Source organism: Acinetobacter sp. YH01020, assembly GCF_013420275.1.
GTDB classification, from domain to species: domain Bacteria; phylum Pseudomonadota; class Gammaproteobacteria; order Pseudomonadales; family Moraxellaceae; genus Acinetobacter; species Acinetobacter amyesii.
This window is the reverse complement of sequence record NZ_VOYN01000013.1, coordinates 1-14597: the sequence shown is the minus strand read 5'-3', so window position 1 is coordinate 14597 and position 14597 is coordinate 1. Positions and strand designations below refer to the sequence as shown.

The 14597-nt window shown below is 42.6% G+C and carries 13 protein-coding genes and 1 pseudogene; 6 read left to right on the top strand and 8 right to left on the bottom strand.

Annotated features, from left to right (window positions below):
• Window positions 1-98 precede the first annotated feature (98 nt).
• From FTT85_RS07075 to rsfS, 4 genes are all read left to right on the top strand, one after another.
• On the top strand, window positions 99-887 hold the full coding sequence (locus FTT85_RS07075) for a crotonase/enoyl-CoA hydratase family protein (protein ID WP_180183194.1): 789 nt from the start codon (window positions 99-101) through the stop codon (window positions 885-887).
• Window positions 888-919: 32 nt separating this feature from the next.
• A complete protein-coding gene (locus FTT85_RS07070; protein WP_180183193.1) occupies window positions 920-1789 on the top strand; it encodes an NAD(P)-dependent oxidoreductase in 870 nt (289 codons plus the stop codon).
• Window positions 1790-1831: 42 nt separating this feature from the next.
• Window positions 1832-2629: a hydroxypyruvate isomerase family protein gene (locus tag FTT85_RS07065; RefSeq protein ID WP_180183192.1), complete on the top strand. Its 798-nt coding sequence runs from the start codon at window positions 1832-1834 to the stop codon at window positions 2627-2629.
• Window positions 2630-2702: 73 nt separating this feature from the next.
• Window positions 2703-3104: a ribosome silencing factor gene (rsfS, locus tag FTT85_RS07060; protein WP_078191283.1), complete on the top strand. Its 402-nt coding sequence runs from the start codon at window positions 2703-2705 to the stop codon at window positions 3102-3104.
• Between the two features lie 92 nt (window positions 3105-3196).
• On the opposite strand, the gene FTT85_RS07055 is transcribed toward rsfS, so the two are convergent.
• The 5 genes from FTT85_RS07055 to FTT85_RS07035 form a co-directional block, all read right to left on the bottom strand.
• On the bottom strand, window positions 3197-3814 hold the full coding sequence (locus tag FTT85_RS07055; protein WP_111885449.1) for a hypothetical protein: 618 nt from the start codon (window positions 3812-3814) through the stop codon (window positions 3197-3199).
• Window positions 3815-3827: 13 nt separating this feature from the next.
• Window positions 3828-5159: an ammonium transporter gene (locus FTT85_RS07050; RefSeq protein WP_180183191.1), complete on the bottom strand. Its 1332-nt coding sequence runs from the start codon at window positions 5157-5159 to the stop codon at window positions 3828-3830.
• Between the two features lie 347 nt (window positions 5160-5506).
• Window positions 5507-6961, bottom strand: coding sequence for an NAD(P)(+) transhydrogenase (Re/Si-specific) subunit beta (locus FTT85_RS07045; RefSeq protein ID WP_078191286.1), 1455 nt, complete (start codon window positions 6959-6961; stop codon window positions 5507-5509).
• A 3-nt stretch (window positions 6962-6964) separates the two neighbouring features.
• Window positions 6965-7285: a proton-translocating transhydrogenase family protein gene (locus tag FTT85_RS07040; RefSeq protein ID WP_078191287.1), complete on the bottom strand. Its 321-nt coding sequence runs from the start codon at window positions 7283-7285 to the stop codon at window positions 6965-6967.
• 11 nt (window positions 7286-7296) lie between these two features.
• The gene (locus FTT85_RS07035) at window positions 7297-8424 is read right to left on the bottom strand and encodes a Re/Si-specific NAD(P)(+) transhydrogenase subunit alpha (RefSeq protein ID WP_111885447.1); all 1128 of its coding nucleotides are present in this window, start codon (window positions 8422-8424) and stop codon (window positions 7297-7299) included.
• Between the two features lie 941 nt (window positions 8425-9365).
• Between FTT85_RS07035 and FTT85_RS07030 the strand changes: the two genes are divergently transcribed.
• The gene (locus FTT85_RS07030) at window positions 9366-10283 is read left to right on the top strand and encodes a DMT family transporter (protein WP_180183190.1); all 918 of its coding nucleotides are present in this window, start codon (window positions 9366-9368) and stop codon (window positions 10281-10283) included.
• A gap of 123 nt (window positions 10284-10406) precedes the next feature.
• Complete coding sequence (locus tag FTT85_RS07025) at window positions 10407-11603, top strand: MFS transporter (protein ID WP_180183189.1); 1197 nt, start codon at window positions 10407-10409, stop codon at window positions 11601-11603.
• 55 nt (window positions 11604-11658) lie between these two features.
• Here the strand turns inward: FTT85_RS07025 and FTT85_RS07020 are convergent.
• From FTT85_RS07020 to FTT85_RS07010, 3 genes and pseudogenes are all read right to left on the bottom strand, one after another.
• Window positions 11659-12303: pseudogene (locus FTT85_RS07020) on the bottom strand (hypothetical protein).
• Between the two features lie 97 nt (window positions 12304-12400).
• Complete coding sequence (locus FTT85_RS07015; RefSeq protein WP_180164933.1) at window positions 12401-12811, bottom strand: hypothetical protein; 411 nt, start codon at window positions 12809-12811, stop codon at window positions 12401-12403.
• A 187-nt stretch (window positions 12812-12998) separates the two neighbouring features.
• Entirely contained in the window at window positions 12999-14414 is a 1416-nt protein-coding gene (locus FTT85_RS07010) for a methylenetetrahydrofolate reductase C-terminal domain-containing protein (protein WP_180183188.1), read from the bottom strand.
• Window positions 14415-14597 lie beyond the last annotated feature (183 nt).

The window sequence follows — 14597 nt, the reverse complement described above, 5'->3', positions numbered from 1 at the left end:
AAAGTCAGTGCCGTCCAGCTTCTGTTGTGACTGCACTGTCATGTATCCTGTCAGGGTGCATGCTATGCTCGGGCGCAGAAACAACAAGAGTAATTACCATGGCTTTATTACGAGTAGAAAAAAATAATGGCATTGCAACGGTTTACTTAAACCGTCCAGAAAAACGTAATGCAATGAGCTTTGCATTGCTCAAAGAATTGGTTAGCACCGCTGAAAAATTAAAAAAAGATCGTAGCTTACGCTGTGTCATTTTAACCGGTGAAGCCAATGTATTTAGTGCTGGCATTGATTTGGCTGACCTAAATGATCCGAAAAATCGTGCCTATGCTGCATGGGAACTGTTAAAACCCGGTCAAAGTTTATTTCAAAAAGCCTTTCTGATTTGGCAGCAACTTCCTGTGCCGGTGATTGCCGCACTTGAAGGCTTTTGCTTTGGTGCAGGCATGCAACTTGCCTTGGCTGCCGATATCCGTATTGCCCACCCGAAAACGCAAATGTCGATTATGGAAAGTCGTTGGGGCTTAGTCCCTGATATGGGCTTAACCCGCTCACTCAAAGGTGTGATTGGACTGGATTTAGCCAAAGAATTAACCCTTACAGCACGTATTTTTGACGCAGAATATGCCAAGGATATTGGCTTAGTGACGCATTTAAATGTACAGCCTTTGCTTCAGGCACAGCAGTTAGCCGAAGAATTATCGCAACGTTCACCAGATGCCTTGGCAGCGGCAAAACAAGTGCTAGATGCTATGGAACATAGTCCAAAACGCTCTTTACGCTTAGAAAAAATCTGGCAATTAAAATTACTGCTCGGCAAAAACAGCCAATTGGCACGTAAAAAAGACAAGAACCCAGAGGTTCAGTTTTTACCACGCCAATTTAAGTAAAATAGTCACACAGGATAGATTGAGTACAGCACATGGCGTTTGATCGTAATACAAAAATTGCATTTCTAGGTATGGGGCTGATGGGTAGCCGTATGGCCACGCGTCTCATTCAGGCAGGATTTGAAGTTGCGGTGTGGAACAGAACTGCTGCTGCGTGTGATGAGTTGATTGCGATTGGCGCGACAGCGCTTCAATTGGAGAAGATTGCCCATTATCCTGTAGTTTTATCTTGTCTCGCAGACGATGCTGCTGTTGCCGCGGTGTATGCAAGCATCGAAAATCATTTAGCGGCAGGACAAATTATTGTCGATTTTTCGAGTCTTTCTGTAAATCAAACCCATCAATTGGCTCATGCTGCAAAGTTAGAACAAGTCACTTGGATTGACTCTCCTGTTTCGGGGGGCACAGCAGGCGCTGAGCAAGGCACCTTGGTCATCTTTGCCGGTGGTGATGCTCAAACGATTCAAAATTTGAGTCTGATTTACAATGTTTTATCTCAACGTGTTACCCGCATGGGCGACTCAGGTACAGGTCAAGCCACCAAAATTTGTAATCAGCTGATCGTCGCTGCCAATAGCACGTTAATCGCAGAAGCTGTCGCATTGGCCGAGAAATCAGGTGTAGACACCACGTTATTAGCACCAGCGCTTGCCGGTGGATTTGCAGATTCAAAGCCTTTTCAGATTTTAACCCCACGCATGGCAACGCATCAGTTCGAGCCTGTGCAATGGAAAGTTCAAACTTTATCTAAAGACCTGAATAATGCAGTCCAACTGGCTGCCCAGTTTGAATTAAGCATCCCTGTTGCCAGCCTTGCTTTATCGCAACTCAAAGCCCATCAGGACAATGGTTTTGCAGAAAAAGATTTAGCCACCATCATTCAACATGTCGAACAAAACTAACAACTCCCACTTTAGAAGTGAATTGCTTCAAGGACGATATACATGACACAGCTCGCGGTTAATTTATCCATGATTTTTACCGAAGTGCCGTTGTTAGAGCGTTTTGCTTTGGCTCGTGAACACGGTTTTAAGCATGTAGAAATTCAGTTTCCGTATGAGCTGAGTATTGAGCAAATCCAAACCCAACTCACCATCAATGATTTAAGCCTGTGTTTAATCAATGTCCCTGCGGGTGATTTGATGCAAGGCGGTGATGGTCTTGCGGGAGTTCCGGGGCGTGAAAATCAATTTCATCAGGCCTTAGAACAATCCATTCGCTATGCCACTGCGTTAAATGTACCGAGTGTCAATATTTTAGCCGGCAAACAGCCACAAGATGCTGACTTGCTGCCATGTTTAAATACCTTGTCGAGCAACCTCAAACTGGCGTGCCACATGTTGTCTGAACATCATATTCAACCAGTATTTGAAATGATTAATGGCACTGATATGCCGCGCTTTTTGGTCCAAAATATTGCCCAAGCTCAGGAAATGCTTGAAGCTGTACAACACTCTACTTTGAAGATGCAATATGACTGCTACCACATGGCGATGATGGGTGAAGATATTCTCAGTACTTTGGCAGAAAATATTCAGGATATCGGTCACATACAGTTTGCCGACTGTCCGGGGCGACATGAACCTGACTCAGCGCAGATTCCATTTGCAGAGATTTTTAAATGGTTAGATCAAAGCCAATATACAGGTTACATCGCGGCTGAATACCAACCACGAAGCAACTCATCACATTCTTTTGCGTGGAAAGACAAATACTTCCCTCATTTAGCCAATGGTCAATGACGTGTTGATTTGAAATTCAGCAACAAAACCGCTATATTAGATCATGTATAATTGTAAGGAAATCATACCCTCTATGAATTTAGAACCATCGCCCAGCGCTTCTAATTCTCTCGATCTCGCAAAATCAACGCAAATCAAAGACGTACAAGCGTGCTTAGCTGTTGTACGTGAAGCACTTGAAGATGTAAAAGCCAAAGATATTATTGAACTTGATATCAGCACTATCAGCAACGTAGCAGATGCGATTGTTATTGCGAGCGGTACTTCAACTCGTCACATTAAGTCTCTTGCAGACAACGTGGCAGAAGAAGCACGTAAAGCTGGATTCCGCCCTATCGGTGTTGAAGGCGAACGTGATGCAGAATGGATCCTGATTGATCTCGGTTTTGTAGTGGTACATGTGATGTTACCTACAGCACGTAAATTCTATGATTTAGAAAGCTTATGGCGTACAGCTCCAGAAACTGTAGCTTAAGCTTCCAGAAAAAAGCGACCTAATTAGGTCGCTTTTTTTATCCCTTGATTTTATACACGGACAATCAGCTTCATGGTGTTTTACCCCATACACTAAAGCAGTTGATGTAAATCCACCTCAGGATAATTGGCTTTAATTTTCAGCTTGGTTTGTGCATAAACTTGGTCTGCACGCATCGGGCCATAAAAGTCACAATACACTTCATAAATGCTCGTTAAAACTTTGGCATAACTGGTCAAGGGCAAAAACTCGACAAAACTCGCTGAATTAATTTGTGCATTTGCCGCAATTGCCAGCCCGATTTCTTCTAATTGCTCAATCACATCTTGGGTGAAATCAGCCTGATCTGTAGATTTCACCGTCAGCATGACTGACTCGATAAAGCCTAAAAAAGCTTCGCTAATGGTCTCTGCAATGAGCTCGTCTTCTTGCTCCTGCTCCTGCGGTTTTTCAACCCTTAACAGTTCCTGCTTTTCTAAGGTAGATAACTCATACAAAACTTGCTTCAGCATATCTTTACGATAAAAGCGAAGCTCCTCTGTGGTACAGATATCATTTAAGAAGCGATTCAAGACAAATGACGGTTTCATGCTGTACTGCTGTTCCCAGTGCCGTAGCGCACTGTCGAGTAAAGTCCCATGAATAAATTGTTGTAAGCCTTTTTCTAAAGCTTCACGGCGTTGTGCCAAATTCAACAGTTCGGTGCTCATTGCTTTACTCCTGTTAATGACGCTTGGTCATATCATCCGTTTCAAAAGTCACATCTTTTTGAAACTCGGGATAAGACAATTCAGCATGTTCGGTATAGTCCAACCCCCGTTGTTCATGTTGCTTACTCACCCGTAAGCCACCCAACAATTTGTCCAAGACCTTAAATACAATGAACGCAACGCCAAAGCCCCATAAAAAGGCTGCAATCACTCCAAGCCCTTGTATCGCGATGACATCGCCATTAAACATATTATTTTCAAGGAAGATCCCAGCAGCCAATGTTCCCCATGCGCCACAGAATCCATGCACGGTCACCGCATCAACCACATCATCCAGTTTCATTTTTTCCATGAGCATTGGTAGGAAGGTCACCATCACACCTGCACATAAACCGGTGATGACCGCATACAGTGGAGACATCGTTGCACAGCCTGCCGTAATGGCAACCAAGCCACCCAGTGAGGCATTGATCGTACTGCGGATCAAAATGGCTTTAGATCGGATGAGACAGAGCAACATATATGCAACCACGGCAGCACACGCCGCAAGATGCGTATTTAAAGCAATACGTCCTACGCTGACATTGGCATTAATGGTCGAGCCTGCATTAAAACCAAACCATGCTAACCATAAAATAAAACCGCCTAATGCTACCAAAGGTAAGTTATGCCCTGGTAAATAATGGCTTTGCCCATTGCGTCCAAATCGACCCAAACGTGGTCCCAATACAATGATGCCAGCCAAGGCAACCCAGCCGCCCATTGAATGCACCACGGTCGAACCTGCAAAGTCGATAAATCCGAGTGCTTTTAACCAACCGTCTCCGCCAAATAAACTGCCCCATGCCCAACTACCAAAGACAGGATAAATCAGACCTGAGACAACGGCCGCACTCACCACATAAGCCACAAAATGAATCCGCTCTGCCATTGCACCACTGGCAATGGTGGTTGCCGTTGCAGCAAACATCATTTGGAAAAATAGAAGGTTCCAGTGCCAATCATCCAGTTGATCGGGTGCAAAATGACTGAAGCCAAACCAGCCCGTGGTATTGACCCCAAACATCAGACCAAAACCCACCAACCAAAACACCAGACCACCCAAGCAGGCATCCATGTAGTTTTTCATGAGTACATTCACGGTATTTTTACTGCGAACTGAACCACTTTCGATCATGGCAAATCCGGCTTGCATAAAGAAGACCAAGATACCGCCCAGTACCACCCAAATACTGTCGAGTGAAATACGAATTTCTTGAATATTACTGGCGATTTGCTGGTCAACTGCCCATGCAGTCGATGTCAGGACACTCAGAAACAGTGCCATCAAGTATGTTTTTTTCATGATTATTCCCCCCAAGAATAACCATGCTGTGCAAAAAGAATACCAAATTTCAGACAATTAATTATTTTTCAATACATTGCATCACAAAATCAGTTCGCAACGATGTTCTGAATCGCTGAGATCAAATCTAATGAAACAAAACAGCGCATCAATCTGCACCTTTGTTTCAAAATACGCATCAATTTGATTCAAGCACCTGATGCGCTAAATATTTGTGCACTTTTAGTGTGAAGCATTCATTAATCAAAAGCCAAGAAAATAAAAGCGAAGAAAACAAAAAACCACCCGAAGGTGGTTTAAATCTTCCTCAATCCCGCTTTATCACAGCGGGACTTTGGCAATATGGATTAATGACCGCCGCCATTAATGGCTTTTGTCATATCTTCCACAACTTTCTTCGCATCACCGAAGATCATCATCGTTTTATCGTTATAGAACAAGTCATTGTCTAGACCTGCGTAGCCTGTAGCCATAGAGCGTTTGATCACCATAATGGTACGTGCTTTATGCGCTTCAAGGATTGGCATACCGTAAATTGGAGAACTTGGATCGTCTTTTGCCGCTGGGTTGACAACGTCATTCGCACCAATCACCAGTACTACATCTGTTGCTGGGAAGTCTGAGTTGATCTCGTCCATTTCAAGAATGTCTTCGTATGCAACATCAGCTTCAGCTAAAAGTACGTTCATGTGACCCGGCATACGACCTGCCACTGGGTGAATCGCAAAACGAACTTTTACACCTTGTTCTTTTAAGATTTCACACAATTCTTTCACGGCATTTTGTGCACGACCTTGCGCCATACCATAACCCGGTACGATCACCACGCTATCCGCATTTGACATCAAGAAGCCAGCATCGTCTGCAGAGCCTGAACGGTGATTACGCTGTGCTTTTTCACCATTATCCGCCGCCGCTACTGCTGTACCACCCATTGCACCACCAAACAAAACGTTGATGATTGAACGGTTCATGGCTTTACACATGATGTAAGACAGAATTGCACCCGATGAACCAACCAGTGAACCTGCAACAATCAGCATGTTGTTTTCAAGCGTGAAACCAATCCCTGCTGCTGCCCAACCTGAGAACGAGTTTAGTAACGATACCACCACAGGCATATCACCACCGCCTACTGGCGCAATCCATACCCAACCAAATGCAAGTGCAAGAACAGTCATTGCCCAGAATGCGTTCATGTTGCCTGTGGTAAAGAAGTAGATACCACACGCCAACATCGCTAGGAAAATTAAAGCTTGAACAGGTTTTACCCATCCACCTGAAATGGTTTTTGCCCATTTCTTCGCAGCCAATTTACCGTAAGCAAATACTGATGCTGTGAATGTAATCGCACCAACGAAACAGCCTACAAACAATTCAAATAAATGAACTTTGCTCATGTGGGCATGTTCTACACCCGCTGCTGTTAATACCGCTTCATTCTCCGCGAATGCCGCAGTCAATTGGTTGTTATGTAGAATCGCAGCGATCGCAATCAGTACCGCAGCCAAACCGACCAATGAGTGCATCAGTGCCACAGTTTCAGGCATTTGCGTCATCGGAACTGTTTTTGCACGTGCAATACCAACGACCGCACCCAACACCATTGCACCCACAATCATCCAAATCACTGGATGATCTGCGACAAAGAATGTAGTAATTACAGCAATTGCCATTGCGATCATGCCATAACGGTTACCTTGAATCGCAGTTTTTGGACCAGACAAACCACGCAACGTTAAGATAAAAAGAACGGCACCAATCAGGTAGAACCAATCCGCATATTCTTTAATGAATTCCATGGATTAACCCTCTTTTTTCTTTTGCTTAGGTTTGAACATTTCAAGCATACGTGCAGTCACCGCAAAGCCACCAAAAATGTTGATACTTGCAAGGAAAACGGCAATCGCACCTAAAATACTCACCACGTTAATGCTTTGGAACTGTACGCTTGCATCCACAATACCTGGGATACCAACGGTTTGAATCATCGCACCAACGATAATGATCGATGACAAAGCATTGGTTACAGCCATTAATGGTGTATGTAGTGCAGGTGTTACCCCCCAAACCACGTAGTAACCAACAAAGATTGCCAAGACAAAAATAGTAATCGTTTCAACCATGATGATTCTCCTTAACCACGTTTCAGCAGCACTTGGCCGCCATGAGTGACAAGTAGTGCTTTTTGAATTTCTTCTTCAGGGTTAATTGCGAAGTTCTTTTCGCTATCAAACAGGGTTTCAATGAAATTCAAAACGTTACGTGCGTATAGTGCCGACGCTTCAGTCGAAACTGTTGAAGGAATATTTGGAATACCGAGAATTTTCACGCCATTTGCAGTCACAACATTTTCGCCGCAGACAGAACCTTCAACGTTCCCGCCAGTTTCAACCGCCATATCTAAAATGATTGAGCCTGGTTTCATTTTGGCAACAGTTTCTGCTTTGATTAAACGTGGTGCGTCACGACCCGGCAATAATGCAGTCGTAATCACGATGTCAGCATTCGATACGGCTTTATCAACAATAATCGCTTGGTCGCGAATGTAGTCTTCACCCGGCATCCAGCCATAACCATTTTTCGCAGCATCAGCTGCTTTTTGTTGCTCTTCTGGTGACATTGGTACGTCTAACCATTTACCACCCAAAGATTCAACTTGGTCACGTGCTGTAGGACGTAAGTCAGTTGCTTCAACTACGGCACCTAAACGTTTTGCTGTTGCAATAGCTTGTAAGCCTGCAACACCTACGCCCATGATCACAACACGTGCAGGTTTCACTGTACCTGCTGCTGTCATCAACATTGGGAACATACGTTGATATTCTGCCGCAGCCAAAAGCACAGATTTATAACCTGAAAGGTTGGCTTGAGATGAAAGTACGTCCATGTTTTGCGCACGAGATAAGGTCCGTGGCAAAAGTTCCAATGCAAATGCAGACACGTTTTGTGACGCAAATTGGTCAAGTTCGGTGTTGCGGTAAGGGTCAAACATCCCCACAACGGTGGTACCCGCTGTGAGTTTTTGAATTTCGTCACCTTTAGGCGCACGAACTTTCAAAATCATTTGACTACCGGTATAGGCATCATCCGTAATTTTGGCACCAACTTGTTCATAGGCACTATCGATGTAAGCAGCGTTTACCCCTGCTCCACGTTCAATAACGACGCTATGACCAGCGCTGATCAACTTCTTTACTGTTTCAGGCGTCGCAGCGACGCGATTTTCACCGACAACAGTTTCGGCTGGAATTCCGATCTGCATGAGCGTTCCTCAAGCTAATTTTTCTTAAGTAAACATCGCAATCCGCGATGTCTCCCCTCAGGATGTGTTTTTGTACAATTTTTGGATTCTAATTGAACTTTTTTAAAATACTACCCAATATTTATTTAATAAATACCCATATTTTGAACTCATGATTCATGAAAAGAATGGTGCGATATTTCATTTATTCAGTTTTATTTGTCGATTTATTACTCATTTTTATCCTATTTATAACTTTTTAATATTACTTAAGACCAAAAACATAAATAATTTCGCTAGTTTTAGTGCAGATTGTTTCACTGCGTTGATCATTGTGACATTTTCATTCAACACAGAATGACCTGAACGTGTCGTGAAAAATCGACTTAAGTCAGGTAAAGCCACTCTTTCATCCAAACTGCATCAGCTCGTTGACTCATTTGACAGTTTTGACATGCTGACCTGCATTGAAAACTGACTTTTTTCTGCCACAGTCTCGTCAAATCGGTCAGCTTGAATATCCGATGGATTTTTGCCCACGTTTCGGGTTTATTGAGATCTTGCCCTCCCCACCTGATGCTTCGCCTTAAGTCTTAGAATTGACTTTTTTAGTTAAAAAAATAATTTTTTGAATATTTAGCATCATGATATTGCTACTGAGTTTCTATCCCTAAAAAACACTATTGCACCATTTGTGTGCAATTTTCACCTTAAATGTTTCAGCCTGATATATTTGACCTGCCGAGTCATGTTGAGATTAAAAAATTCAAAACCAAATTGGTCATTTCTTCCACTGTTTTTCATGTTTGATCTAGCAATCCCTTATGCATAAAGGAATAAGTACTATTCTTTTTTTGCATTTTTACTCACACGATGCATTTTTTATAATCAAAATGACAGTTCAAACTTATCGGATCAATGCTGTCGAATTCGTTCAGTCGTCATGAGGCACACCTTAACTTATGTCAAGAAACCTTAGTCCGCACTTCATCGGTGCAATTTTTGCGCTGATTGCTGCCTTCTTGTTTAGTACCAAAGCGATCTTTATTAAGCAAGCCTATGCACTTTCTCCTCTTGTCGATGCCACTGTCCTCATGGCTTTACGCATGATGAGTGCATTGCCGTTTTTCTTGGTCATTGCATGGCTGAGTCGATGTTCCTATCAAATGATTCAACGAAAAGATTGGGTGCTCTTGCTCATTTCAGGATTAATCGGCTATTACTTTTCGAGCTGGCTCGACTTCCGTGGCTTGATGTATATCAGTGCTTCACTTGAACGAATTATACTTTTCCTATATCCCACATTAACCGTGCTGGCTTCCGCTGTTTTATTCAAAAAGCCACTAAGTTTTAAAACCATTCTTGCCCTGATTTTAAGTTATGGCGGGACAGTTTTAGTGATGCTACAAGAACAAAATGCCACACCACATGATCAGTACTTTTGGATCGGATGTAGTTTGGTTTTTGCCAGCGCCGTGTTATTTGCAATTTACTTATTACTCACGCCAGGCCTCATGCAAAAGTTTGGTTCTTTACACTTTACTGGTCTAGCCCTGAGCATAGCCTGCGTTGGGACGATTATTCATTTTCTATTTGCAACACCGCAGCCCATTGCCTTGCTTCAACAACTCCCGAGTCAAGTCTGGCTGTATGGTTTAGCGCTCGGACTATTGGTTACCGTACTTCCAACCATTTTGATGATGCAAAGTATAGTCCGACTCGGGGCAGCACAATCGGCCATGATTGCCTCTATCGGGCCCATTTTAACGATTTTACTGGCCGTCGCGTTGTTGAATGAACATTTAAACCTATGGCAATGGGTCGGTTGCGGTCTGAATATGCTGGGTGTCTTGATGATCAGTCTCAGTAAGAAATCCTAAACCCCTACTTGGATACTATTCACAGAGAAACACTTTAAGACCTGTTTGATTTTCCTTATAGTGACCACAACAGCGTGGCAGCAAATTCTTTGCATACGCTTCCGCCCAAAATCTGGAAAATTTATGAAAGCCTCGATCGACATTAGCCATGATAAAACTTTGTTGTGGCTTATGGCTGCTGCATGTGGTTTATGTGCGGGTGCCAATTATTATTGCCAACCTTTAGTCGCTTCTATCCAACAAAGCTTTCAAATTCCACAATCAGAGGTGGCGCTAACCGTCACCTTTGCGCAAATTTCTTATGCTTTGGGTCTACTGTTTATTGTGCCGATTGGCGATATTGTGAATAAAGCCAAATTTATTCCTCTGCTCATGCTTGGTGCAACTGTCGGTTTAGCCCTCTGTGCTTTTTCAACCAATCTATACATGCTTTGGGCAGGAACCATTATCACCGGGCTATTTTCAGTGGCTGCTCAGGTCCTCATCCCTTTGGTCACGGTTGCGATTCGACCTGAAAAAATTGGGGCAGTTGTTGGCTTTTTAATGAGTGGGTTATTGGTCGGCATTCTGTTATCGACCAGTCTCTCTGGCTTATTGTCCTATCTGTTTCATTGGAAATCGATTTACATCCTCAGTGCTCTCTTGATGTTGGTATTAGCACTATTACTCAAAAAACGTCTGCCCGTGGTCAGCATCACACGGATGCCCTACAGCCAAGTTTTCCAGTCCATGGGCGCATTACTCAAACATGAGCCACGGTTAATTTTCCGTTCTCTAATTGGAGGCTGTGTCTTTGCCGCGATGAGTATGCTGTTTTCCACCATTGCCATGTTACTGACTGAGCCACCTTTTCAATTGGCCGATGTTTGGGTTGGTGTTGTAACGTTAGTTGGTGTGTTTGGTGCGCTATCGACACAGTGGATTGGGCGTTGGGCGGATTTGGGTTTCAACCGAAAATTAACCTGGCTCGGTTGTAGCATCTTAGCCCTCAGTTGGGGACTGCTGTATATGGGTGGAAGCTCCCTCGCCTTTTATATTTTGGGCTATGGTCTAATCAACCTCGGTTTGGCAATGGTGCATAGCTGTAATCAAAATATTATTTTCCAACTCAACCCGATTGCACGATCTCGAATTAATTCAATTTACATGACTTTTTATTTTGTCGGTGGTGCATGTGGCTCAGCTTTGGGCGTATTTGCATGGCATCATGGCGGCTGGACCACCACCTGCATGACAGGGATTGCCTTAGTCATTGCTTCTGGTTTTTTTGTATTGATCGATCAACTCTATACTGCGCGGCAACTAAAATATCCACAATGAAATGTATGGATCATTACTCTAAAGCCACATTACTGTGGCTTTAGTTTTTTGAAAATTAACTGACCTGCACCACAGGATAAAAGGGTTTGCCTAAATCCAAGGTTTCTGCATTTTCCAAAAGAATCACCATAAACACCGGTAAGAGTGCCAACAGTATTGTGCAGCCGTCTTGAAGCTGTTTCCGATTGACCGAACTTTTATAGATCGCGCCGCCATGAACCATTTGATTGCGTAGCGTATACATGCGATTGAACAGCACCATTAAAATATCAACGGAATCCTTTTCTTTAAGCGCGTGCAGTACTTTCTGTTTTTCATGCACTAAGCCCTCTTTGCATGCGTCATGGCTAATTTTTTGATTTTGATAATCCCAAAAACCTTGATAAACATAGGGATTATCCAAAAACAATCGTATCGGCTGACTAAAACGCTCCCATAAAATATTATAGATTTTATGCTCTGTATCCTTTTGGCAAATCACATATAAAAACTGCCTTAAGCTTTGCTTGTCCTGAGCAATCTGTAAGTCTTGCGCATATATTGCGTTGAAGGACACCCACAAACTGATAAATTGCAAATCGAGGTCATCTTAAAGATCAATCGACTTTTTCAGCCAACTTAACCCACGATGAATGCGTAAATTAAATTGGTCGGTATGTTCCAACTTTTTACTTTTAAATATTTCTTCAAGTAGCATCATGCCTGCTAAATTCCAATGGATAATTCGTTTATTTTTCTACCATTTGAACTTAGCGCAATTGTTTACCGGCATGCAATAAAAATATCTCTGTATTCAACTATTTGGTCTCATCTTGTATGAGATAGGTATAACGTTCTAACTGATCATTTTCATCAAAAATCAATTCATAAGACATTTTCTTTCCGTTAAAAACGGATTCGGCAGGTGTTCCTAAAAGTTCCCATAAGCCCACGGTCGCCACATCTGCCGCACCATGCCAAAACGCACGTCCCACTTTACTGGCAGTCGAATAACCTTGAGTAAAAGTATAAATTTCATGGCGTTTGCCATTTTTATATTCAGAGGTGATCGGTGCGCCAAATTCAGCAATCACCAAGTTACGAGACAGCCCTTGTTGAATCATTTCGGTATTTTTCTTGCTTGGCTGCTTGCTTGCCATGACAACTGAACAGCCTGTTGTGCCTGACAATGTGAAAACTAAAGCTAATCCTAAGCAGGTTTTTTTCATCATGTGGTATTCCCCCAAATTCTTCAAATTTCTATTTTTAATTTTTGATTTTCATCTGCTGTTGATCTTAATTGTTTCTTCCATCTTTTTCATTTTTTTATACGACTATTCGTCTGATTTTTAGAATGATTAGCGCCTGAAAGATTCACATTTATAAAGTTTCAGACTGAATAATGCTTTAAGTGAATTAATGTTCTGTTGGTGACGAATTCGGTGGAACGAACCAGTTTTTCCAAGAGCTACTGTGCCGAGTTTCAATTGCAACGGTAGGGATGAGCTCTTGCTTCAGCATTTTTTCTTGACCGACGGCTTTCGCCAAACGCGCTTTGACCGAGTGTATACACTCACGGTCTTCAAACTCACAGCAGTCAAGGTTGGAGCCACCACAGGGTCCATTGGCTAATCCTTTGGGACAGGTTTCAGGACAAATATATAAGGTTTCACCTAAACGACATTGTCCGCAATTCTCACAGCCCACGATGCCATGTTTACTGATAAATTCTGTTTTCAGCAAGGCCGCATCAGCTTTCGGTTTTTGCCATAATTTGGCCGCAAAAATATAAGATCCCGCCCCTTTGGCCAGTTTTGAACTAAAAAATAACTCATGCATGACATGCATACTTTTATATTTCAAAACTTGTTCAACTGGAGCTTTATGGTTATTTGCGCCCGTCGGGTGGAAGTTCACATCTACACTAGAGCGCCAAAGCATTTTCCATTTTGCTAAACATTGTTCAAACGTTAATGTGGCAAATTGCAAAATTGCTTTTTGCAACTTCTCTTGTTCTTCCGCTTTATGACAGGCCGATAAATGAACCCCTGCATAGCCCAAATGCTGACACATTAATATTTGTAAAGCGCAGCGGGCATAGACATTTTGTTCAGCTTGTATGGCGTCAGTTTGCTGTTCTTGTTGCAAAAAATTTAATACATCTGCTGAAAGCACGATGCCTGCGACTTTTTGCTTGGCCATAAAGCGGGCACGGATAAAGGTCAGCGGCATGACACACGCCAATACAGGTACATGTGGATAGTATTGCTGCATATAGTGTTGGTAACTGCTCAACACATCCATGTCAAAGCCCAACTGTGTAATCACATAGTCAGCGCCAGCTTGAATTTTTTTATCCAGTTTAAAATACTGCGCATCCTTTTCTGCTTCTGCATATTTAAAAGGATTAAACGCCACCCCTAAATAAAACCCGCCAAAGTATTTGGCTGCCATGACTTGATTGACCGACTCTAAATAACGACTCCGTAAACTCGGATCATTTGCCCCATCCTGATGCTGCTTGAGTTTATCACCACTGAGCAAAAGTAAATTCTCTACCCCGTGCTGCTGAGCATCTTTCAGAAAAGTTTGAAAATCTGAGATATCTCGACCTTTCCCCGAATAATGCAGAATTTTTTCAATGCTTTGAGGGTAGTCTTGCATTGCTTCTAAAGGAGCAATATCCGTGTCACTTTGTACTCGGTCAGCCAATGTCATGCACACAGGAAAGCCTGCAAATGTCGTTGGGACCAGATGCGTTTTTTGCGTCGTTAGATATTCAAACGAGATACAAAACTGGCGTTGCAATAGATATTGGGAAAATAAAGACATAAAGGCAGGCAGTTAAATCTGCTGAGAAACCATACAATAAAGTTTATAAAATTATACTCTGTACACGACAAAAATAGATAACTCATTGAAATAATGTCACAATAATTGTTTTCTAACGACGAATACTATGACACATCTCAATGAGTTATATCTTATCTTAAACAAATCTCTAAAATGGAACAA